Source organism: Brucella tritici, assembly GCF_902825325.1.
Taxonomy (GTDB): domain Bacteria; phylum Pseudomonadota; class Alphaproteobacteria; order Rhizobiales; family Rhizobiaceae; genus Brucella.
Genome location: NZ_CADEAR010000004.1, coordinates 341,594 through 363,133, shown reverse-complemented (window position 1 = coordinate 363,133; position 21,540 = coordinate 341,594). Strand labels below are relative to the sequence as shown.

The following is a 21,540-nucleotide window of genomic DNA, read 5'->3' as shown; positions in this document are numbered from 1 at the left end:
TCACGGCCTGCCGTCAAGGAAGGCACTGGAAAGCCACGCCTCCATATTGAAGACGTGGCGGATTTCATGACATCACTGCCCGATCTGCAGCTTGGTTACGCCGAACAGCGAACCGGTAGCGCGAGGCTCAAAACCTGTAACGTTCTTCTGGTGAGCAACATAGTTGTTGGCCGTATAGAGCCAAACCCATGGAGAAACTTCCGTTATGTGCTTTTCGAAATCGGCGAAGATCACCTTGCGTTTTTCAGGATCGGTCTCAACTCTTCCCTTTTGCATCAGATCATCGAGCGTATCGTCGATATACTGCGCGACCTTTTGAAGATTTCCCGCCTTGGTCCAGTAACGACCATACATCGTATAGGGATCAGCCGAACCGCCGTTCAAAGCCACGGCCATGTCGAAATCACCCTTCAGCCAGGTATCGACATAGACGTTAAGTTCCATCATCCGGATATCGAGCTTGATGCCGATTTCGGCGAGTTGCGACTGGAGGACCTGAGCTTCAGCCGCAGCGGTTGCTGGCTCTCCATTCGCAGCTATGATGGTTGCCGAAAAGCCATCCGCATAACCGGCATCCGCCATCAGCTTCTTTGCTTTTTCGACATCGCGTTTGTAGCAGAAAAGCGTGTTCGGATCGCTTGCATAGGCAGGCATGGTCAAGGGACCTGTCACCTTGCCTTCACCAAGCAATGCTGTGTCCAGCACATCCTGGCGATCAACGGCACAGGAAATGGCCTGACGCACGGCCAACTCTGTCATTGGTTTGCGCGAGGGATTTAGCTGCAACACGTGATAGGCTAGTGCCGGTGTGCGTACCAGTTCCAGCGCGCTCTCACGCGGCACCATCGTTGCAACCAGCGGGTCGTTTAGAAATGCAAAGTCGATCTGCTTGGCGCGAAGCGCCGCGAGAATTGCTGTTTCGTCCGGCAGGACGCTGATGTCGATCCCATCGATCGCTACTTTGCCGCCCGCCCAATCGGGATTGGCTTTCAGCACTTCCTTGGAGTTCGGTTCCCAACGCTCAAGGATGAATGGGCCTGACCCAACCGCTTTCGTCCCAATATTTCCAGCCTTGATCTCGCTTTCCGGAACGACCGCCGCATTGATGCTGGCAATGGCTGCCAATAGAGGAACGTCAGGCTGCGAGAGTTTGAAGACAACCGTTTCGGCGTCCGGGGTTTCAATAGTAGCAATGGAACCGAAATTGGCACGCGCCACTGCGCCTGTCTTTTCATCCAAAATGCGCTCGAAGGATGCTTTCACATCGGCTGGCGTCACCGACTGACCGTTCTGAAATTTCGCATTCTTGTCGAGCTTGAATGTGAGAACCTTTCCGCCCTCGGAAAATTCCCAGCTTTTTGCAATGGCAGGCGCAATCTGAAGGTTGGAATCAAGACGGACGAGCGGTTCATAGATGAGCTCAAGCAGGCGAATCGACGAAAATGCCGGCTGCTTATGTGGATCGAGACCAGTGGCATCCTGCGACCAGGCCATTCGGAGCGTCGCGGCAAAAGCCGTCGAAACACCCAATCCGCCAAAGCTCCCAATGCTCAACGCTATTGCGGCAGCGCCCGCAATAAGCCTTTTCTTGAAACTCGCTCCCATTTTCTTCCCTCGCAAATTACTACAATGCTATGTCCGATTGCTTCCCCGCTTCGGCTCACGCTTTATTGGCATTTATTGCCTGTCTAAGAAATCCCCCAGCATTCTTTAATGCCTTTCTTGCCTCATCCACTGGCATTCCGGTGATCGTGATGAGAATTGCAAGCTTCACGTCATTGTCGGTCAGAGCGAGAACGCGTTTCGCCTCCCCCGCCCCGCATCCGGTTGCCTGCATGACAATTCGCGATGCCCGCGCAACAAGCTTATTGTTGGTGGCACTGACGTCCACCATGAGGTTCTCGTATGTTTTCCCGATCCGGATCATGCTCGCCGTCGTCAGCATATTAAGAACTAGCTTCTGCGCCGTACCGGACTTAAGGCGTGTTGAGCCTGTCAGTATTTCAGGCCCGACAACCGGCGATATGGCGATTTCAGCCAAGGTCGCAATGGTCGAATCGGGATTGCAGGAGAGCGCCACGGTCGTGGCGCCAATAGATGCTGCGTAGGCCAGACCACCTATCACATAGGGCGTGCGCCCACTGACCGCGATTCCCACAACAACATCGTGCGAAGACAAACCTATGTTGCGCAAGTCAGATTCCCCAAGCAACGGATCATCTTCTGCCCCTTCGATTGCATGTTGCAGCGCATCCACGCCACCTGCAATCAGCCCTATCACCACGCCCTCCGGCACGCTGAAAGTCGGCGGACATTCCGATGCATCGAGAACGCCGAGACGTCCGCTTGTTCCTGCGCCCAAATAAATCAGTCGGCCGCCGACCCGAAATGCGTCGACAATCTTATCGACGGCCTGCGCGACCTGAGGCAGTACTTGCTCAACGGCGGTGGGAACCAGATGATCTTCATCGTTAATACGGCGCACAATAGCAAGGCTCGACAAGAGATCGATATCCATCGTGCGGGGGTTTCGTTCTTCTGAAACCAGCCTATCCAGTTCAGATAACAATGCCTGTTCAGTCATGCCTCTGCCTGCTTATAGAACAGCGTTCAGGATCCGCTGCCATATGGTTAATGAATGGTAAGATTATAAATTCCCATAGTCAATCGCATAATGGAATAAATTATTCCTATTCGATGAGTGCCATACGTTTGCGCTCAACTGGAGATCACCATATTTCGAGCAAGAATGATCGCACCTGAAACAGCATCGCCATCGGCAGGTTTCAGTCGCCGACGGACATCCGGCGCCAGCCACGGTTCGAGTGGAGTAGCAAGCCCGCCGAGCAGCGTAACGCGAGGTGCCCCTTTTTCGAAAAGTACGCGCACGATCGTATCTATATGGCCCGCAGCAGCTTGAACGATCTGGCGCGCGGCTGCATCGCCCTGATCCGCATGGCGCATGACCATAGGTGCCAGAGATGCATATTCCGTGGCAGTGGCCCGGTCCATCCACGCGACCGCCTCCATCGGGTTTTGATTAAAACGCACCATGACTTCGTTGAGAAGTGGCGTGCGTTCAATACGTCCGTCATAGGCCTGAAGCGCCCGCTGAATCGCAGTCAACCCCAGAAAAGCACCACTGCCTTCGTCTGAGATGGGAAAGCCATAGCCTCCAACACGAATGTCGGTGCCATTCACGAAGCCAAGGCCAATTGATCCGGTCCCAGCAATAACGATAGCTCCGTCATTACCCGAATGCGCACCAAGACAAGCGCCCTTGCCGTCGCTTATGAAATGAATACTCGAAAAGGGATGCTGTATAGCCTGAAGTGCTTCGAGCGCACCTTGCCTGCCTATGCCCGCCAGCCCAACACCTGCATGCGTTCGGGCCAGTTCTTCCGCACACAGACCTGCCTCGCTGATCGCTGCGTCAAACGCACGTGCAATGGATTCCCATGCCTTGTCTATCCCGAGCCGTGTAGTCGCCGGGCCGGACAATCCTTGTCCGAGTACGTTGCCGACCTCATCTTCCAACCGGGCTCGACAACCCGTACCGCCGCCATCTACGCCAAGATAGAACCGATTTTTCCCAACCCTGTCCGACATCATTCTGACAGCCGTTCTATATCTGCACCGCAAAGTTTCAGTTTGCGGTCAAGCTGTTCATACCCGCGATCAAGATGATAGATGCGATTAACGACAGTTTCTCCCTCGGCAACCAGCGCTGCGAGAACAAGCGACACGGACGCTCGTAGATCTGTTGCCATGACTTGTGCGCCGTGCAGCGGGCGCCCGCCGCGTACCAGAGCAGTTGTTCCCTGCAGTTTGATGTCAGCGCCAAGCCGCATCAGTTCCGGCACATGCATGAACCGGCTTTCGAACACTGTCTCGCGAATGAGCGATGCTCCTTCGGCACATGCTGCCAACGCCATGAACTGGGCCTGCAAATCGGTAGGGAAGCCGGGATAGGGTTCGGTCGTCAAATCAGTGCCACGTAAGACGCCATTACGCGAAACAACCAGACCGCGGTCGCTCGGCCATACACTGACGCCCATAGTTTCAAGCATTTGCACAACAGAAGCGAGATGCTCAAGACGAGCATGTGTCAATTCGAGCGTGCCGCCGGTAATCGCCGCAGCAACTGCATAAGTTCCGGCTTCGATACGATCCGGTATGCTGTGATGGCGTGCAGAACGCCAAGATGTATCGCCCTGAATCAGAATGCGATGCGTACCCGCCCCTTCAATCTGCGCGCCCATGGCCCCAAGACATGCTGCAAGGTCAGCAATTTCCGGTTCACGGGCTGCGTTCAATATTTCCGTCTCGCCACGAGCGGCGGTTGCCGCCATCATTGCTGTTGCCGTCGCGCCAACGGAAGGTGCGGGCAAAACAATCCGGCTTCCGATCAGGCCGCTATCGGACGAAGCAACGATCCAGCCGCGATCAATGGAAACATGTGCGCCAAGTGTGGAGAGCGCTTTCAAGTGCATATCGACAGGCCGCGCGCCAATGGCGCATCCGCCCGGCAAGGAAACACGAACTTTACCCAGTCTCGCCAACAGAGGTGCCAGCACCAGAACCGTCGCACGCATTCGCCTTACAGTGTCATAAGGCGTTTCTCCTTCGACGAGTTCAGCGGCGGCAATTGTCGTCGAATGCGGCGTGCGGGAGACCTGTGCCCCGTGCGACTGCACGACATTGAGCATGTTTTCAACATCACTCACCGCTGGAAGGTTGGTAAGCTCAACAGGGTGGGGACTTAGCAGGGAAGCCGCGATCTGAGGCAGCGCAGCGTTTTTCGCACCGGAGATAGTGACCGCTCCCTGTAACGGTCGTCCACCGACAATTCGCAGTCGTTCCATGTCTCTCCACCATGTACCATCTTGTGGATAGTTAGCTCATTCCGTAAATTTTAAAAGATTGGAATTTTATATTCCAAATCAATTTCGGTTGTCTTATGAGGCAAGGCAATCGAATATCGAGCCTTCCGACGCCGGAGTGGGGATTAATCGCGCATGTCGATCCTGCAGAAGATCAACGCCAAGTTGAACGAGCTGACCATTGCAGACCGAAAGATCGGCCAGTTCATCGTCGATCATCCAGAACAGGTATTGAAGCTTTCCTCTTCCGCGCTCGCAGTCGCGACCGGCCGCAGTCAATCGAGCGTCGTCAAGTTCAGTCAAAAGTTCGGTTTTGACGGCTATCAGGAACTTAAACTCGCGGTCAGCGAAGCTCGAGCCAAAGAATGGCAGGTTCCGGCAGGCATGGTCCACGGCAGCATCGAGACCGGCGACAGTTATATTACGGTCCTGCGAAAGCTGATCGGCAGCAAGCTACAATCCATGCAGCAGACGATTTCCGTCAACAATGAACAAGGTATCGACGGCGCATTGCAAGCGCTGGTCAGCGCCCGGCGTATTCATCTCGCTGGCGTTGGCGCATCGTCACTCGTTGCGCGTGATTTTTCCTACAAGCTGATGAAGCTTGGGCGCAATGTAATGCACGACAGCGATAGCCATATCCAGATGGCCAATGTTTCCACATTGCATGAGGGTGACGTTCTGTTTGCCCTTTCCTATTCGGGAACGAGCATCGAGACCCTTCGCATCGCCGAGCAGGCCAAGAAGTGGGGAGCAACCGTGATCGCTGTTACAGGCCTCAACGAAAACCCGCTCAACAAGATCGCTGATATTCGCCTATATACAGTTGCCGATGAAGAACGGGTGCGCTCGTCGTCAATCACGGCACGCGATGCACAACTGGTTTTGACGGACTTACTCTTTATCCTGCTGTTCCAACGGCAACAGGATGCGAACGATTATGTGCATAAGAGCGAAGCCGCAGTGTCTTCGCTGAAAATATAAGCGGCAAGATCAATCAATAATGGCGGCGGCGGCCAGGCTAGCGAAGGCAGCAACGAACGCTACTGCGACAGCACCAACTTTCGTGAAGAGATTAAACATATCACCAGGCGTTTCACGGTTTGACATGTTGAGATAGACCAGCGCCGCAACGATGATAACAATCGAAAAACCGAAAGCGGAAACCCACTGCCACAACTCAGGCATGAAACCTCACAGACGCTAAAGTCATTTTTGAAACTGCAGCCTTTTACCGTAACTTTGTTACCGCAGTGTGACCTCACCTAATGTTTTCAATTCCGGCTCGCAATGTGCCACGGAAAAAACGGACTGATTATCATCACTTTGTGATCGTGCACTCACTCAGACATTCCAGGCAACAGTCTCGCCGTTATCCCACAAAAGTCCCCGTGAACGGCGTCTTGTGTCGTGTTTCGCTAATCAGCCTTGCCGTCCTGAACTTTTGAACGCAATAGCGGAGAGATGACTTTCAGATAGCCACAGCCGTGATATATCTGCCCGGAAGCAAGCTGCGTTCGGACGCAGGCTTTGCCAGAAACAAATCGCAAAGGTATGCATTATGACTTCACCGTCATCTCCTCCACGCATCGAACACGCAGAACGTCTTGAACGATTGGCATTGTTGCAAAGCAAGTTGAGAGAGCGCGGGATTGGCGGGCTTCTGCTCGGGCCAACAGCAAGTTTGCGTTATTATACCGGGCTTGTCTGGCATATCAGCGAACGTTTTCTGGGCGCCCTCGTCACACCGTCGGAAGTCGTTTATATCGTTCCCGGCTTTGAACGAAGCCGCGTCGAAAGCCTGCCGCATCTGCCGGGTGAAATCCGCGTGTGGCAGGAGGAAGAGAGCAGTGCTGAACTGATAGCGTCACTCATTCCGGCAAGCGCTACACTTGCCGTAGATGATGCTGTGCCGCTGTTCGTCTATAATGCTCTTAAACACGAAATCTCGCCGGAGCGCTTGCTTGACGGCAGTGAACTGATCCGTGAACAGCGCATCAGCAAGTCAGCCAATGAAATTGCGATCATTCAGTACGCGATGAATCTGACACTTGAAGTCCATCGCCGCGCACATGCATCGATAAAGCCCGGCATCGCCGCAAGCGATGTGGTGCGCTTTATCGATGAACAGCACCGTGCCCTTGGTGCTACTGGCGGTTCGACATTCTGCATTGTCTCTTTCGGAGCTGCGACCTCGTTGCCGCATGGTGCAGATGGAGAACAGTTCTATCAGCCCGGTGACGTTATCCTCGTCGATACCGGATGCCGTATCGATGGCTACCACTCCGATCTTACGCGCACCTACATGCTGGAAGAGCCAAGCGCAGAGTTTTCACGCGTTTGGGCAATCGAACGTGAAGCGCAACAGGCCGTTTTCGACGCGGCTAAGCTTGGTGCGGCCTGTTCAACCCTTGACGATGCGGCACGCGCTGCACTCGTGAAGCATGGATTGGGACCGGATTATGCGTTGCCCGGCCTTCCGCATCGCGCCGGTCATGGCCTTGGTCTGGAAATTCACGAGGCCCCATACATCGTTCGCGGGAATTCACTCCCCCTTGCTGAAGGCATGTGCTTCTCCAACGAGCCGATGATTGTGATTCCAGACCAATTCGGTATTCGTCTGGAAGATCATATCCATATGACGGCAACCGGGCCGAAATGGTTTACCCAGCCAGCGAAAGGCCCTACCGAACCTTTCGCATAAGGCTGTAACTGCTGTTATTGATTACCGGGTATTCCTGCCCAACTTTTCGATTGCTTTCCACCAATACTGATCAGATCGATGGCTCGCGCCGCGATCTGATCAGCCACTTCATCGACCGATTGCGGTTTGAAGTAAAAGGCTGGAACTGGCGGCATCACAATCGCGCCCATTTCTGTCACCGTGCACATATTGCGCAGATGGACCAGATGCAGCGGCGTTTCTCGTGCGATCAGGATCAGCCGGCGCCGTTCCTTCAAGTGAACGTCAGCGGCGCGGGTTAACAGACTATCGCTGTGCCCCGTTGCGATAGCCGCGAGCGTCCGCATGGAACACGGCGCAACGATCATACCGGCGGTGGCGACCGATCCACTCGCAATCAAAGCACCAATATCGCCGACAGAATAGCTTCTGTGCGCAAGCCTGTGCAGAAGCGCATAACCGTCGGGGCCTAACTCGTGACGCAAGGTCTGCTGTGCGGCATCCGACACGACCAAATGCGTCTCAACGTCGTTTAAAGTCGAAAGCTGCTCCAGCAGCTTGAGCGGGATGAGGGCGCCCGATGCACCGGAAATACCTACCACAACCCGTTTCATCACATGTTATCCTTATTCAACCCAAGCTCACCCCACATGGCATCTACACGGGCGACCACATCTTCGCTCATCTTCAGCACAGCGCCCCACTCCCGGTCAGTTTCTGAGCCGATCTTGTTGGTCGCATCAAGTCCAAGCTTTCCACCCAAGCCTGAGCGCGGCGATGCGAAATCGAGATAATCCACTGGTGTGTCGGCAAGTGTGATGATGTCGCGGCTCGCATCGAAACGCGTCGCGAGCGCCCACATGACATCATCCCAGCTGCGAACATTTATGTCGGGATCGACCGCGATTATGAGCTTCGTATAACTGAACTGCGGCAGCATCGACCAAAGCCCCATCATCACCCGCCGCGCTTGGCCGGGATAGCGCTTGTCGATCGAGACCACCATTGCACGATAAGAACACGCCGCCGGAGGCAGCCATAAGTCGGCAATTTCCGGGAACTGCTTTCGTACGATTGGCACGAACAGCTCGTTCATCACTTCACCCAGTCTGGAAGGCTCATCCGGTGGGCGACCAGTGTAGGTCGAGAGATAGACCGGGTTTTTCCGCATGGTGATCGCCGTCACCTGCATGACCGGGAATTCCTCGACGCTATTATAGTAACCGGTATGATCGCCATACGGCCCCTCTGGCGCTGTCACTGATGCGGAAACTCGCCCTTCCAGAATGATTTCAGCGTTAGCGGGCACGGAGAGCGGCACAGTGTGCGCATCAACGACAGAAGGCCTTCGCCCGGCAAGCAGTCCCGAGAAGGCAAGTTCGCTCATCCCTTCTGGCAAGGGCATAATGGCGGCAAGGATCGTCGCCGGATCTGCCCCGATAGCCACTGCAACGGGCATATCCTCCCCCAGCCTTTGCCACATTCGGTGATGACGCGCACCGCCGCGATGGGCGAGCCAGCGCATGATTAACCTGTCCCGGCCAAGCTTCTGCATCCGGTAAATTCCGACATTGATATCGGATGGATCGTCTGGTGCCCGAGTGATAATCAACGGCCAGGTAACAAGCGGCGCGGGCTCTCCCGGCCAACACCATTGAATCGGTAATAGATCGAGATTGACGGTTTCGCCTTCCAATATTTTCGCCTGCACCGGTGCGCGACTGACTAGCCGAGGGCGCATATTCAATGCAGCCTTTGCCAAGGGCAGCTTGGTCCATATTTCCCCTGCCGAGCGCGGCGGTTTAGGTGCCCGCAACTCTGCAAGCATCCAGGCAAGGTCAGGGATTTCCTCGACGGCACGCCCAAGCCCCAATGCAATACGTCGCTCAGAGCCAAAAAGGTTGGCCACGAGGGGGATTGAATGCAGACGCCCATCGGCATCGACCGGTTGCTCGAAGATCAATGCCGGGCCATCAGCCTCAAGCACACGCTTATGGATTTCCGTTATCTCCTGGACAAGAGATACCGGACGTTTGATCCGAACGAGATCATTACGCTGCTCAAGCTCCGACAAAAAACTTTGCAGGCAGTCGTAATGCAACGGAGAAGATTGGACCCTTTTCATGTCTCTAGTTTTGAATGTCGAAATCTTCCGCCGTCTTTGATCTGAATCAAACTGTCCTCGTATTGAATCGCCTAATTCTGAATTCACCTTGTAAAGCTCACTGGAGCTAAGTGATGATGAAGATACCTCCAGCTGTGGCTGTTCCAGCCCGGCTTGTTCCGCCTTTTCTGATCGCCCCTTTTGTCTCGCGCATTTTCTTTCAGGTAATGCGCTCCCATCCGGGTCTTTTCGAGCGTCTCGGAGACTACGCGACAAAGCGGTTCCGTTTTCGCCCGTCCGACATACCATTCGCTTTTGTGATCGAGCCGGATAAGCCGCGCATCACAATCGTGCGTGAAGACGAAGCGACGGAAATCGACGCAGGCATCGAGGGGCCATTGGTTATGCTGCTAGCGCTTCTCGAAGGTAAGCTTGACGGAGATGCGCTGTTCTTCTCCCGGGATATTACCGTGACAGGCGACATGGAAGCCATGCTGGCGCTTCGCAATGCGTTGGATGACTGCAACATAGACCTTCCATCCGATCTTGGCACAAATGCGGGACCATTTGCCCCGATGGTTCGCAGCATAGCAAATTACGTACGCAGCAAAGCGCTCGGAAAGGAAGCCACCGGATGGAACTGATTTGTCCTGCAGGTACGCCATCGGCTTTGCGTGAAGCAGTGGGTGCAGGAGCGGATGCCGTCTATTGCGGCTTTCGCGACGAAACGAACGCGCGCAACTTTCCAGGCCTCAACTTCAGCCGCGACGAATTACGCGATGCTATCCGGTTTGCCCATGCTCACAAAACGCAGGTTTTCGTGGCCATCAACACGTTCATGCGCGCAGGCGATGAGCACATCTGGTACCAAGCCGTAGACGATGCATCCGCTCTTGGTGCAGACGCGGTCATCCTCGCCGATTTCGGGCTGATGGCCTATACCACCGAGAAGCATCCAACACAGCGGCTCCACGTGTCCGTACAAGCTTCCGCCTCCAATGCAGATGCAATCCAGTTTCTCGTCGATGCGTTCAAGGCAAAGCGAGTCGTGTTGCCACGCGTTCTGACCATTGCCGATATTGCGAAACTCGGCCGCAAGATCGGCTGCGAAATGGAAGTATTCGTATTCGGCGGACTATGTGTGATGGCGGAAGGGCGATGCTCCCTGTCTTCCTACGCTACCGGCAGATCACCCAACATGAACGGTGTCTGTTCACCGGCAAGTCATGTGCGTTATCGTCAAGACGGAGAGCAACTCGTTTCCGAACTTGGTGATTATACGATCAATCGTTTTCCTTTGGGCGAACCTACCGGCTATCCAACACTCTGCAAAGGCCGCTTCAATATCGCAGACGATCAAGGTTATGCATTCGAAGATCCTGTTTCGCTCGATGTCATGAACCATATCGACGAGTTACGAGCGGCCGGTGTGTCGGCGCTCAAGATTGAGGGTCGCCAACGTGGTAAGGCTTATGTTGGTGAAGTCGTCTCGACACTTCGTCAGACACTTGTCGCAAGCCCAGAAAGCCGTGCAACCCTTTTGTCCCGCCTCCGTCTGCTGAGCGAAGGCCAGCAGACGACTTCGGGCGCTTACGACAAACGCTGGAGATAGATATGTTAGCACCTAGCCTCAGCCTCGGTCCTGTTCTCTTCCTATGGGACGGTCCGAAATGGCGGGATTTTTATTTCCGTATCGCCGATGAAGCCCCAATCGACCGTGTCACAGTCGGTGAAATCGTCTGCTCCAAACGGTTCCATTTCCTGACACCGTATATAGAGGCTGTAATCGAGCGGCTGCAACGCGCGGGAAAGACAGTAAGCCTCGGCTCCTTGGCACTCGTCATGCTTGAACGGGAAGCAAAACAGGTCCGTCAAACGATCAAGGAAGCGGCGCTACCAGTGGAGGCAAACGATCTGTCCGCATTGGGGCTCTTATCCGGTGTGCCGCATATAGTCGGTCCACTGGTCAATGTTTATAATGCTGCGACCGCCAAGGTTCTTGCGGCCCGTGGTGCACAGTCTATCTGCCTGCCGCCAGAGTTACCAATCAGTTCAATCCGGGAGATCGTCAAAGCCGCGCCTGAGATTGCGTTTGAAGTATTCACGTTCGGACGAGTACCGCTCGCCATTTCAGCTCGTTGTGCGCATGCGCGATCCAAGGGTCACATAAAAGATAATTGCCGATTTGTATGCGGCGAAGAACCCGACGGACTGCCGGTCAAAACCCTGGATAGCCAACCCTTCCTGGCACTGAACGGTGTACAGACACTCTCCCATACCTGTCAGTCGCTGATTGAGGACCTGCCTGACCTGCAAGAAGCGGGAATCAGGCGTTTCAGACTGTCACCGCAGGATTGCGATATGGTGGAAGTTGCCTGCATCCATAAAGAGGTGTTGAACCGATTTATCAGTCCAGACGAAGGGATCGCGCGCTTGCGAAAGGTTTATCCGGACGTACCGCTCTCGAATGGTTTTTTGCACGGTAGTATCGGCGCGGCTTGGATCAGCCGTCAACGTTCAGCCGCTGCAAACTAGATAACGCAATTCATACTTTCACTATATGTTTTCTAGCTTTCGCCATCGGCAATCGATTTCAAATGCCGAAGGTCGCGAACGAGTAATGACTGTCTGCCACCTTCCACCCAGCCTTTCGCCTGCCACTGGCTAATGATGCGCGAAACTGTATGCAGGGTTGTCCCGGTCAATTCAGCGATATCCTGCCTTGAAACCGGAAAATCGATACGTACACCGCCGCTTTCTTTTACCCCTGCTTCACGGACAAGTCTCAGCACCGCATGTGCCACACGCGGTTCGACTTCCTGTGTTGATATCTCTCTGATGCGATTGTGTGCGGCATCCAACCTGCGCCCGATCATCTGCATCGTATTGACCGCGAGTGCGGGACTGCGCGCCATGAAATCAGTCATCATCTCCATCGGCCAGGCAAGTACTGCGCTATCGACAGCAGCCAGAGGCGTACCCGGATAGTCCTTGCGTCCAAGCGCCACCGCAAAACCGAAAAGTTCTCCGGGATTGACCACCCGCACTATAATCTGCTGCCCGTCGACGGTGACTTGCATAACTTTCAATCGTCCGCTCAACAACACAAAGAAATGGCGCGCATCGTCACCTTGATTGAAGACAGCAGTACCTTTGGACACAACGCGCTGTGTAGCCTGTCCAAGAAACTGGTCAAAACTCGCATCATCCATACCGGCGAAGACCGACAGCGAACGGATATGCGTTTTATCAAAGGGGAATGCCATTACATCCTCATTGCCAAGCCGCCTTCCGGCAAAAAATGGCGTCAATATCAGCGAACTGGCTGGCATCGCTATCAGACCGGACCTGGAATGAAAACACTAATCGCGCTTCCTGAAGGCCGATGCATCAATAGCAAGCTTTTGCAGGCGGGCGTAGAGGCTTCGGCGCGGCAATTGCAACAACGCCGAGGCCGCTCCAACATCCCCGTTGCAACGATCCAGCGTTGCGCGAATGACACCGTCTTCAAAACGATCCATCTGTTCCGACAGAGAAAACGGGCTTGTCTCTGTGATCTGGTCGTGACGTAGGCCCAATACCATTTGCTTTGCATAATTGCGCAATTCGCGGACATTTCCCGACCATTCGTCGGAATTCAGTCGCGCTTCCATTACAGCGTCGATTGCAGGTCGCGTTTGGCCGAATTGGGCTGCTGCTTCATCAAGGAAATAGGTGAAAAGTAGACCTATATCCTGTCGCCGCTCGCGCAGAGGCGGAACACGTAACCTGACGGTTTCAAGGCGATAAAACAAATCGGAACGAAAGCGGCCGCTTGCCACAGCTTCCTCCAGATTGCCTTTCGCAGCCGCAATGATCCTTAGATTGACCGCACGGGGCTCTCCAGTAGGTGAAGGTAACTCACGCTCTTCAACAACACGTAGCAGCTTGCCCTGAACGGACGGCGACATGCTGTCAATTTCATCGAGAAACAATGTACCGCGATCCGCGTCAGCTATTCTTCCACGTTGAATGCGACTGCCGAAAAGAACCTCGTCAGCGATAGCATCCGGCAAGGCGGCACAATCAATGGCAACAAAACTGCGGGCGTGACGCGTGCTCCAGCGGTGCAGGAGGCGAGCCACCAGTTCTTTTCCAGTACCGGTTTCGCCTTCTATCAACACATCGACATCGACACTGGCAAGCTGGCGGATCGTGTCACGCAGCCGTACCATCACCGGAGTTTCACCAAGTAGAGGATAATCCTGCTCGGCATCTGCCGCAGCCCGGCGAAGGCGGCGATTTTCCAGCACCAGTCGGCGCATTTCCAGGGCGCGGCGAACGCTCGATATCAGGTGATCGGCCGCGAATGGTTTGGCTATGAAGTCAAACGCGCCCTTTTTGAGAGAAGCGACAGCCATTCCGATATCACCATGTCCGGTCATCAAAATAACCGGCAACTCCGGATCACGCGCCAACAATGCTTCCATCACCGCATGTCCATCGACCCGCGGCATGCGGATATCGGTCACAACAATGCCGGGATAATCGGGCGTCAAACTGCTCAAAGCGGACTGACCGTCACCATGGGCTTCAATATCGAGACCTGCGATTTCGAATGAATCGGCCAAGGCCGTACGAAATGCTGCATCGTCATCGACCAGCATCACCCGCAAAGGCTCAATTTTCATTGCACTTTGCCCTCTTCAAAGTTGCCGCAAAAGCTGCACCGCCAAGCTGCGATGGAACGACACGCAACGTTCCTTCCAGTTCTGCCATGAGGTCTCTTGCGATGCCGAGACCCAGACCGAGACCGTCCGCCTTTCCCGTTACGAATGGGCTGAAAATCTCATCGGCCAATTGGGGATCAATGCCAGGTCCGTTATCGTCCACGACAAGAGAAATCTGGTCACCCTCATCGCGGACGTTGAACGAAACACGGGGATTCTCGCTGTTCACGACCGCATCCAATGCGTTCTGCAGCAAATTCACCAGCACCTGCTCCGATCTAACACGGCAGGCAAGTATCATCACGTCAGAACGCTCCGGTATATCCAGTTGAACCTTGGCATTGCGGAAACGGTCTCCCATCAGCAACATCGTGCCATCCACCAGTTCATTTAGCGGCAGCGAGCGAATGACACCGCTGCGACGGCGCGCAAACCGGCGCATTTCCTGCGTGATAGAGCCTATACGCGCCGTCAGTTCCACGGATGTATCGAGGTTACTGGCGACCTTATCAAGCTTGCCGTTTGCAAGATGATGCTGCGCGTTTTCGGCGAGTGTCCGAATAGTCGCGACGGGTTGGTTAATTTCATGCACCAGCCCTGCGGTAATAGATCCGAGGGAGGCGAGCCTGTTCGCCTGGGCAAGCTCTTCCCGAGCATCGCGAAAGCGTTTGTCAGCCAGTTCCCGCTCAGCCATTTCTGCGCTCAATGCTGCCGTACGCTCTTTAACTGCAGCCTCAAGCTCGGCACGATAGGCTGCCGCACGCGCCGCGCGGCTCACTCGCCAGTAGACGGCACCTGCAACCACGACGAAGACTAGCATGGCCGCCACCGTCATCAGCCGCGCAAGGTCGTTGGCAGCGCGCAAGGCTCGCCCCGTAGGTTCGATATGAACCAGTTTCAGAGAGGTTTCGGCAATCGGCTCATCGACAGCAACTGAATATTGCCCGGAAGGCTCGATCATCATCGCGTCCGGTGCAAAGCGATAATTGCTCGGTTTCATATCCGCCGCATTGAACTGCCCGCTCTCGATAATCTTAGAGCGTTCTGTAGTTGATATTGGCTGAAAGGAGCGAAGGTCTTCGGCCTTATCGGTGGAGGCCAGTATGATCCCTCGAGGATCAACGACGAAGGTCTGGCCGGGGTCGTTTGCCCAGGTTTGCACCAGCCTGTGGAATTCAAACTTGATCACGACCACACCGACCGGGTCAGTCTGATCACCGATGCGCCGCGCCAGAAAAAGGCCGAAGCGACCACTCAAATCACCTATGGCATAATACTCTGCCGAACCTGCCGCCATCGCGCCCTTGAAGTAAGGCCGGAAATCGTAATTGCGTCCGACAAAGCTCTCCGGCGTATTGGCATTAGATGACGCGATAACCGTACCATCACGAGCGATCACATAGATGATTGGCGAACCGATCTGATGTGCAAGAAGTTCAAGCTTTTGGTTCAAACGAGCAGTCGCGTCCTTCGAACCACCCGCGAGCACATCGCGCAGATCGCTATATTCCTTCAACACCACTGGCAATAACCGGAACTTTGCCAGTTCGCTGTCGATGAGGCGGGTTTGCTGACGCGCTATCAACGTCGCATCCCGACGGAGACCATCCAACGCCCCGCTTTCGGCCCACAGCCGGGCGGAAAACCACACACCGATTGCCAGCAAGGAAGCGAGGGCAACCAACAGGAGTTTTGCAATCTTCGACGGCGCCTTCATTTGTGCTGATTTATGCAAATTCATGCAAAGAGTCACGCAGAATCTTGCACAATACCGGTACGGAAGTATGTCGAAATCTACAGAAAATCTTTTTATTTCAATATTTTAATCTTTTTAACCCGGCTCTCTGGCGATCAATGTTCCACTACCGCATGTTAGCGCCACTTCGAAAAAGGGAGTTTCGAAGGGAGGAGTTTACCCGTGAACCACATCAATATAGCCCCCTGCATCGCACCCAATTCCGGGACCGCTCTCATCGACCGGATCACTGATATTGCGTGCTCGAAGCTGAAGCGGAGCACGGACTGAGATTATTCACCAGCGCCAAACAGGCCTTTTCTCACTCACCCAAACGGAAGTGCAGAGAGACGCGTTGAAGGCAACGGAAAAACACCCCGAAACCGTTTCGCCGATCCGGTGCCACAACAAGGGGTGAAATTCAAAAATCGAGAGATTTGAAGGAGCAACCCATGGTCTCAATTACTAACGAACGGAGTGAAGTGCAAAGCACCAATAGCCGCCTGAAATCCATTATCGGTGGCTCGACCGGCAATCTGGTCGAATGGTTCGACTGGTACGTTTACGCAGCATTTGCGCTTTACTTTGCACCGCACTTCTTCCCGTCCGAAAGCCAGACCGCGCAGCTTATGAGTGCCGCCGCAGTCTTTGCCGTGGGCTTTATCATGCGCCCCATCGGCGCATGGATCATGGGGGTTTATGCCGACCGCAAGGGTCGCAAGGCAGGCCTTGCGCTGTCCGTGACGCTGATGTGTGCAGGTTCGCTCATCATCGCACTGACGCCGGATTACCAAACCATCGGCCTTGCAGCCCCGGCCCTCCTCGTACTCGCACGTTTGATGCAAGGCCTGTCGGTTGGCGGTGAATATGGTGCCAGCGCCACCTATCTATCGGAAATGGCGGGCAAAGACCGTCGCGGCTTCTTCTCCTCGTTCCAGTATGTCACGCTCATTTCTGGGCAGCTTCTCGCAATTCTGCTTCTGATCGTGCTTCAGTCGACCATGGAAACCCCTGCGCTGGAATCCTGGGGCTGGCGTATTCCGTTCTTCATCGGCGCCTTGCTTGCAGTAGTCGTATTCTGGCTGCGTCGCGGCCTTGCAGAAACCGAGAGCTTCAAGAATGCGAAGGCTAAGAACGCTCCGAAATCCGGTTTCTGGACGCTTATCAAGCATCATCCAAAGGAGACCGCTCTCGTCATGCTTCTGACTGCTGGCGGTACGCTCGCATTCTACGCGTACTCGATCTACATGCAGAAGTTTCTTGTAAACACGTCTGGCTTCAGCCGCGAAGTGGCAAGTCAGATCAACGCGGTGACGCTGTTCGTCTTCATGTGCCTGCAGCCAATCGCTGGTGCTTTGTCGGACAAGATCGGCCGCAAGCCATTGATGATCGCTTTCGGTGCCGCAGGTGTTCTTTTCACCTATCCGATCTTCACAACGCTGGAACAGACCCGCGATCCGATCACGGCCGGTCTGCTGGTCATGGGCGCGCTCATCATCGTCACCGGCTACACCTCCATTAATGCTGTAGTGAAGGCGGAGCTTTTCCCGGCGCATATCCGTGCACTCGGCGTAGCGCTGCCCTACGCACTAGCCAACACTCTCTTCGGTGGTACTGCCGAGTATGTTGCATTGAGCTTCAAGAATGGCGGATGGGAACGTGGCTTCTACTGGTACGTCACCATCATGATCGGCATTTCCCTGATCGTTTATCTGCGTATGCGGGATACGAGCAAGGACAGCATGATCAAGGAAGACTGACATCGCCTCCCAAGCGACAAGATGCCGGGCTTAGGCCCGGCATCTTTTATTCCTCTTGCTGTACAGTCCGAAACTGCCCTGGGCTTTGCCCCATCCATTTATGAAATGCGCGATAGAAGGCGCTCGGCTCACTGTAGCCAAGTTCGGCAGCCACCTCCGCTACACTTAGCTTGTTTTCCTGCAAAAGCCTTTCGGCTAACACGAAACGTAACTCGTCCTTGATACTCCCGAAATTCTGCCCCTCCCCGCGCAGCCTGCGCCGCAAGGTTGGCGCGGACATGCCCAGTCCGCCTGCAATTTCTTCAAATGACGGCCAGTCCGTGATTGGCAAGGCATTCAATTGCGCGCGTACCCTTGCGGAAAGATCATTATCGTGACGATAGCGGATCAGAATATTGGCGGGAGCTTCGCGCAGAAAACTTTCGAGCGCCACATCACTGCGAATGATCGGCAGCGATAGATAAGACGAGGAGAAAACCAGCTTGGTCACCAGTTGGTCAAATAGCACCGGCGCGCCGAAGAACTTATGATAATCCTGACGGTGAACCGGAGCGGGACAAGCAAAGTCGAGTGTGCGCAACGGAATACGCCGCCCGATCAGCCAACAGGCAACACCCATCAGGATCAGCCAGTAAGCACGATAGGCAAAGGCAGGTCGCGGAGCCCCGGCATCGGTCAGAACGACATGGGCCATCCCATCGCGGATACGCAATTCGCCTTGCGGATCGTCCAGCACCACGTTGAGAAATTGCAAGGCCCGTCGCAAAGCGCGTTCCAGCGTACCCGCGTGCAGCACAGCATGACAAAGCAGATTAAAGCTGCCGGGACGCATCGGCCTTGCCGCAAGTCCGAAGAATTCGTCGTCAATCGTTTCAGCGATCAGCCACCACAAACGACCATATTCTATATTGGTGACGGGCTCTGTCACTGCTCTAGGCAGGCCAATCTTCGCCATCAGAGGAGCCGTATCTATCCCCCGGACACGCACGCTTTCGAGCGCATCCTCGACAAAGCCTGGTGCAATATTATGGCGTTCCATGGCTTCTCCATATTGCAAAATCGATCACACATTAATGCATCTGATGTCATTGTTTGCAATGCATGACGCGTTAACCTTCAGGAATGGTTGGCCACGAGGAGGTGGCGGTCAGGGAGGGTATACTGGATGATTGAAACGTCCGCTTCAGCGCGGCTGGCGCGTTATGATGATGCCGTTGCGCAATTTCGCATCGAAGATGCCATTGCAAAGCTTCACGGCAATCCTGAAACCGGCATCAATGCCTGTGTTGAATGCTGCGACAGGCACACTGGCGATAATCGCGTAGCCCTCCGCGCAATTGCAACCAATGGCGAACTTTCCGAATTCACTTTCGAGAACCTGCGGGATATGGCCGCTCGTGTTGGCAATGTACTGAAAGATGCAGGTGTCGGTGCTGGCGACGTAGTCGCGGGCCTGTTACCGCGCACGCCGGAACTCATTGCAACCATTCTCGGTGCATGGCGTATCGGCGCTATTTATCAGCCGCTTTTCACCGCCTTTGGCCCGAAAGCAATCGAACATCGCCTGAAAACCAGCGGTGCAAAACTGGTGGTTACCAACACAGCCAACCGCTCCAAGCTCGCTGAAATTGAAGCCTGCCCCAAAGTCGCAATGGTACTGGCGCCCGGCGAAGACCTGCCAGCCGATGACATCGATTTTCGTGCTGTAACGGCTTCCGCTTCGGTCGATTGCACGCCTGTACTTCGCAAAAGTAGCGATCTGTTCATGATGATGTCGACCTCCGGCACGGCGGGTCTACCGAAAGGCGTACCGGTTCCGCTTTATGCGTTGATGGCATTCGGCGCCTATATGCGCGAAGCCATCGGTCTGCGTTCTGACGACATTTTCTGGAATATTGCCGATCCAGGCTGGGCTTATGGTCTATATTACGCCGTTACAGGTCCGTTGCAGCTTGGCATGGCAACTACGCTTTACGAAGGTGGTTTCACCGCTGAAAGCACCTACGACATCATCGAACGCCTTGGTGTCACCAGCCTCGCCGGTTCGCCGACTGCTTTCCGTCTGCTGATGGCTGAGGGACCGGAAGCTGCGAAACGTATCAAGGGTCGCCTGCGTGTAGTCTCCAGTGCCGGAGAGCCGCTTAATCCAGAAGTCATTCGCTGGTTCGACGCATATCTTGGTACACCAATCTACGATCACTACGGCCAGACCGAACTCGGCATGGTCGTGAATAATCATCACGGCCTTGAACATTCCGTTCGGCATGGTTCTGCTGGCTATGCAATGCCCGGCTATCGTGTCGCGGTTCTGGATGAAGAGAGCAATGAACTTGGCTTTAACCAGCCCGGTATTCTCGCTGTCGATATAGCACAATCGCCGCTTCTCTGGTTTTCCGGCTATTACAAGCAGGAAACTCCAGCCATTGCGGGCGGTTACTATCGCACCGGAGACACCGTGGAGTTCGAGCCGGATGGTTCGATCAGCTTCATTGGTCGCGCTGACGACGTTATAACATCATCTGGTTATCGCATCGGACCATTCGACGTCGAAAGTGCCCTTCTTGAGCACGCAGCCGTCAACGAAGCGGCGGTTGTCGGCGTGCCGGACCCACAGCGAACGGAAATTGTGAAGGCATTCGTTATCCTTGCGTCCGGTTTCGAAGGTACGCAGGAACTGAAGGATGAGCTGGCACTGCACGTGAAGAAGCGGCTCTCCGCCCATTCCTACCCGCGTGAAATTGACTTCCTGAGCGAACTTCCCAAGACGCCAAGTGGAAAAATCCAGCGTTTCCTCCTTCGCAAGGCGGAAATCGACAAACAGCAACAGACGAAGGCCTGAGGACAAGCATATGCAGATTAAAGATCGGGTATTCCTTATTACCGGTGCAAGCTCTGGCCTCGGTGCTGCGGTTGCTAAAATGGCCGTTGATGCCGGTGGGAAAGTCATGCTTCTCGATGTGAATGCTGAAGCCGGTGAAGCACAGGCCAAGGCACTTGGCGCGATGGCAAAATTTCATCGCACCGACGTCACCAGCGATGCGGACGGCAGTGCTTCCATCGCCGCTGCACTGGAGGCTTTCGGGCGCGTCGACGCACTCGTCAACTGTGCCGGTGTGGCACCGGGTGAAAAGGTTCTTGGACGTGATGGCGCGCATAGGCTGGAAAGCTTCACGCGCGCAATTTCGATCAATCTCATTGGCACATTCAATATGCTGCGCCTCGCTGCCGAAGCCATGGCAAAGAACGAGCCCAGCGAGGGTGGAGAACGAGGCGTCATCATCAATACGGCGTCCGTTGCAGCCTTCGACGGCCAGATCGGCCAAGCCGCCTATTCAGCTTCCAAGGGCGGCGTTGCTGCCATGACATTACCAGTGGCCCGCGAACTTGCGCGTCACGGCATCCGCGTCATGACCATCGCGCCCGGAATTTTCGCCACACCTATGATGGCGGGCATGCCGCAGGAAGTGCAGGATGCCCTCGGCGCTTCCGTGCCATTCCCGCCTCGCCTCGGTCGACCGGACGAATATGCGGCTCTTGCCCGCCACATCGTGGAAAACCAGATGCTCAACGGTGAAGTCATCCGTTTGGATGGCGCACTTCGCATGGCAGCGAAATAACGCAATTCCAGGAAAAGTGGAAACCGGTTTTCCGTCCGGAACTGCGTAC

The 21,540-nt window shown here is 54.8% G+C and carries 19 protein-coding genes; 8 read left to right on the top strand and 11 right to left on the bottom strand.

Annotated features, from left to right (window positions below; all coding sequences use genetic code 11):
- Positions 1-72: 72 nt before the first annotated feature.
- From HWX93_RS08310 to murA, 4 genes are all read right to left on the bottom strand, one after another.
- Positions 73-1,605 (bottom strand): ABC transporter substrate-binding protein, encoded by a 1,533-nt coding sequence (locus HWX93_RS08310; RefSeq protein ID WP_176037113.1) that lies wholly within the window; start codon positions 1,603-1,605, stop codon positions 73-75.
- A 55-nt stretch (positions 1,606-1,660) separates the two neighbouring features.
- A complete protein-coding gene (gene murQ, locus HWX93_RS08305) occupies positions 1,661-2,584 on the bottom strand; it encodes an N-acetylmuramic acid 6-phosphate etherase (protein WP_109986917.1) in 924 nt (307 codons plus the stop codon).
- Between the two features lie 134 nt (positions 2,585-2,718).
- Positions 2,719-3,612, bottom strand: coding sequence for an N-acetylglucosamine kinase (locus tag HWX93_RS08300; RefSeq protein WP_176037112.1), 894 nt, complete (start codon positions 3,610-3,612; stop codon positions 2,719-2,721).
- A complete protein-coding gene (murA, locus tag HWX93_RS08295) occupies positions 3,609-4,865 on the bottom strand; it encodes a UDP-N-acetylglucosamine 1-carboxyvinyltransferase (protein WP_176037111.1) in 1,257 nt (418 codons plus the stop codon). The genes HWX93_RS08300 and murA overlap by 4 nt, the downstream gene beginning before the upstream one ends.
- Before the next feature lie 153 nt (positions 4,866-5,018).
- On the opposite strand from murA, the gene HWX93_RS08290 reads away from it, so the two are divergent.
- A complete protein-coding gene (locus tag HWX93_RS08290; protein WP_176037110.1) occupies positions 5,019-5,867 on the top strand; it encodes a MurR/RpiR family transcriptional regulator in 849 nt (282 codons plus the stop codon).
- A gap of 9 nt (positions 5,868-5,876) precedes the next feature.
- Here HWX93_RS08290 and HWX93_RS08285 read toward each other — a convergent pair whose 3' ends face one another.
- Positions 5,877-6,071, bottom strand: a complete 195-nt coding sequence (locus HWX93_RS08285) for a hypothetical protein (RefSeq protein ID WP_061346523.1) — start codon at positions 6,069-6,071, stop codon at positions 5,877-5,879.
- A gap of 373 nt (positions 6,072-6,444) precedes the next feature.
- On the opposite strand from HWX93_RS08285, the gene HWX93_RS08280 reads away from it, so the two are divergent.
- Positions 6,445-7,587: a M24 family metallopeptidase gene (locus HWX93_RS08280; RefSeq protein ID WP_176037109.1), complete on the top strand. Its 1,143-nt coding sequence runs from the start codon at positions 6,445-6,447 to the stop codon at positions 7,585-7,587.
- A 14-nt stretch (positions 7,588-7,601) separates the two neighbouring features.
- Here HWX93_RS08280 and HWX93_RS08275 read toward each other — a convergent pair whose 3' ends face one another.
- Together HWX93_RS08275 and HWX93_RS08270 are read right to left on the bottom strand one after the other, a co-directional pair.
- Complete coding sequence (locus HWX93_RS08275) at positions 7,602-8,180, bottom strand: UbiX family flavin prenyltransferase (RefSeq protein ID WP_176037108.1); 579 nt, start codon at positions 8,178-8,180, stop codon at positions 7,602-7,604.
- Complete coding sequence (locus HWX93_RS08270; protein WP_176037107.1) at positions 8,180-9,691, bottom strand: UbiD family decarboxylase; 1,512 nt, start codon at positions 9,689-9,691, stop codon at positions 8,180-8,182. Before HWX93_RS08270 ends, HWX93_RS08275 begins: the two co-directional genes overlap by 1 nt.
- A gap of 113 nt (positions 9,692-9,804) precedes the next feature.
- Between HWX93_RS08270 and ubiT the strand changes: the two genes are divergently transcribed.
- Genes ubiT through ubiV form a run of 3 tightly spaced genes read left to right on the top strand, consistent with a single transcriptional unit; the run spans position 9,805 to position 12,205 of the window.
- On the top strand, positions 9,805-10,314 hold the full coding sequence (gene ubiT / locus HWX93_RS08265) for a ubiquinone anaerobic biosynthesis accessory factor UbiT (RefSeq protein ID WP_176037106.1): 510 nt from the start codon (positions 9,805-9,807) through the stop codon (positions 10,312-10,314).
- Positions 10,305-11,282: a ubiquinone anaerobic biosynthesis protein UbiU gene (ubiU, locus tag HWX93_RS08260; RefSeq protein ID WP_109986910.1), complete on the top strand. Its 978-nt coding sequence runs from the start codon at positions 10,305-10,307 to the stop codon at positions 11,280-11,282. The genes ubiT and ubiU overlap by 10 nt, the downstream gene beginning before the upstream one ends.
- 2 nt (positions 11,283-11,284) lie before the next feature.
- The gene (gene ubiV / locus HWX93_RS08255) at positions 11,285-12,205 is read left to right on the top strand and encodes a ubiquinone anaerobic biosynthesis protein UbiV (RefSeq protein ID WP_176037105.1); all 921 of its coding nucleotides are present in this window, start codon (positions 11,285-11,287) and stop codon (positions 12,203-12,205) included.
- Between the two features lie 32 nt (positions 12,206-12,237).
- On the opposite strand, the gene HWX93_RS08250 is transcribed toward ubiV, so the two are convergent.
- From HWX93_RS08250 to HWX93_RS08240, 3 genes are all read right to left on the bottom strand, one after another.
- Entirely contained in the window at positions 12,238-12,936 is a 699-nt protein-coding gene (locus tag HWX93_RS08250; protein ID WP_109986908.1) for a Crp/Fnr family transcriptional regulator, read from the bottom strand.
- A 96-nt stretch (positions 12,937-13,032) separates the two neighbouring features.
- On the bottom strand, positions 13,033-14,340 hold the full coding sequence (locus HWX93_RS08245) for a sigma-54-dependent transcriptional regulator (protein ID WP_176037104.1): 1,308 nt from the start codon (positions 14,338-14,340) through the stop codon (positions 13,033-13,035).
- Entirely contained in the window at positions 14,330-16,096 is a 1,767-nt protein-coding gene (locus tag HWX93_RS08240) for a sensor histidine kinase (RefSeq protein ID WP_176037133.1), read from the bottom strand. The genes HWX93_RS08245 and HWX93_RS08240 overlap by 11 nt, the downstream gene beginning before the upstream one ends.
- A gap of 470 nt (positions 16,097-16,566) precedes the next feature.
- Between HWX93_RS08240 and HWX93_RS08235 the strand changes: the two genes are divergently transcribed.
- Positions 16,567-17,874: an MFS transporter gene (locus tag HWX93_RS08235; RefSeq protein ID WP_109986905.1), complete on the top strand. Its 1,308-nt coding sequence runs from the start codon at positions 16,567-16,569 to the stop codon at positions 17,872-17,874.
- Positions 17,875-17,920: 46 nt separating this feature from the next.
- Here HWX93_RS08235 and HWX93_RS08230 read toward each other — a convergent pair whose 3' ends face one another.
- The gene (locus HWX93_RS08230; protein WP_176037103.1) at positions 17,921-18,913 is read right to left on the bottom strand and encodes an AraC family transcriptional regulator; all 993 of its coding nucleotides are present in this window, start codon (positions 18,911-18,913) and stop codon (positions 17,921-17,923) included.
- A gap of 126 nt (positions 18,914-19,039) precedes the next feature.
- Here HWX93_RS08230 and HWX93_RS08225 point away from each other — a divergent pair, with 126 nt between their 5' ends.
- Both HWX93_RS08225 and HWX93_RS08220 read left to right on the top strand, forming a co-directional pair.
- Positions 19,040-20,713, top strand: coding sequence for an acyl-CoA synthetase (locus HWX93_RS08225; protein WP_176037102.1), 1,674 nt, complete (start codon positions 19,040-19,042; stop codon positions 20,711-20,713).
- A 10-nt stretch (positions 20,714-20,723) separates the two neighbouring features.
- The gene (locus HWX93_RS08220) at positions 20,724-21,491 is read left to right on the top strand and encodes a 3-hydroxyacyl-CoA dehydrogenase (RefSeq protein WP_176037101.1); all 768 of its coding nucleotides are present in this window, start codon (positions 20,724-20,726) and stop codon (positions 21,489-21,491) included.
- The last annotated feature ends 49 nt before the right edge of the window (positions 21,492-21,540 follow it).

Excerpts from the sequence above, each read along its gene's own strand:
- HWX93_RS08220 (WP_176037101.1), top strand. The coding sequence starts at position 20,724 with ATGCAGATTAAAGATCGGGTATTCCTTATTACCGGTGCAAGCTCTGGC.
- ubiV (WP_176037105.1), top strand. The coding sequence starts at position 11,285 with ATGTTAGCACCTAGCCTCAGCCTCGGTCCTGTTCTCTTCCTATGGGAC.
- ubiT (WP_176037106.1), top strand. The coding sequence starts at position 9,805 with ATGATGAAGATACCTCCAGCTGTGGCTGTTCCAGCCCGGCTTGTTCCG.
- HWX93_RS08285 (WP_061346523.1), bottom strand. The coding sequence starts at position 6,071 with ATGCCTGAGTTGTGGCAGTGGGTTTCCGCTTTCGGTTTTTCGATTGTT.
- HWX93_RS08245 (WP_176037104.1), bottom strand. The coding sequence starts at position 14,340 with ATGAAAATTGAGCCTTTGCGGGTGATGCTGGTCGATGACGATGCAGCA.
- HWX93_RS08235 (WP_109986905.1), top strand. The coding sequence starts at position 16,567 with ATGGTCTCAATTACTAACGAACGGAGTGAAGTGCAAAGCACCAATAGC.
- HWX93_RS08275 (WP_176037108.1), bottom strand. The coding sequence starts at position 8,180 with ATGAAACGGGTTGTGGTAGGTATTTCCGGTGCATCGGGCGCCCTCATC.
- HWX93_RS08310 (WP_176037113.1), bottom strand. The coding sequence starts at position 1,605 with ATGGGAGCGAGTTTCAAGAAAAGGCTTATTGCGGGCGCTGCCGCAATA.
- HWX93_RS08240 (WP_176037133.1), bottom strand. The coding sequence starts at position 16,096 with ATGAAGGCGCCGTCGAAGATTGCAAAACTCCTGTTGGTTGCCCTCGCT.
- HWX93_RS08250 (WP_109986908.1), bottom strand. The coding sequence starts at position 12,936 with ATGGCATTCCCCTTTGATAAAACGCATATCCGTTCGCTGTCGGTCTTC.
- HWX93_RS08225 (WP_176037102.1), top strand. The coding sequence starts at position 19,040 with ATGATTGAAACGTCCGCTTCAGCGCGGCTGGCGCGTTATGATGATGCC.
- HWX93_RS08270 (WP_176037107.1), bottom strand. The coding sequence starts at position 9,691 with ATGAAAAGGGTCCAATCTTCTCCGTTGCATTACGACTGCCTGCAAAGT.
- murA (WP_176037111.1), bottom strand. The coding sequence starts at position 4,865 with ATGGAACGACTGCGAATTGTCGGTGGACGACCGTTACAGGGAGCGGTC.
- HWX93_RS08230 (WP_176037103.1), bottom strand. The coding sequence starts at position 18,913 with ATGGAACGCCATAATATTGCACCAGGCTTTGTCGAGGATGCGCTCGAA.
- HWX93_RS08290 (WP_176037110.1), top strand. The coding sequence starts at position 5,019 with ATGTCGATCCTGCAGAAGATCAACGCCAAGTTGAACGAGCTGACCATT.
- HWX93_RS08280 (WP_176037109.1), top strand. The coding sequence starts at position 6,445 with ATGACTTCACCGTCATCTCCTCCACGCATCGAACACGCAGAACGTCTT.
- HWX93_RS08300 (WP_176037112.1), bottom strand. The coding sequence starts at position 3,612 with ATGATGTCGGACAGGGTTGGGAAAAATCGGTTCTATCTTGGCGTAGAT.
- murQ (WP_109986917.1), bottom strand. The coding sequence starts at position 2,584 with ATGACTGAACAGGCATTGTTATCTGAACTGGATAGGCTGGTTTCAGAA.
- ubiU (WP_109986910.1), top strand. The coding sequence starts at position 10,305 with ATGGAACTGATTTGTCCTGCAGGTACGCCATCGGCTTTGCGTGAAGCA.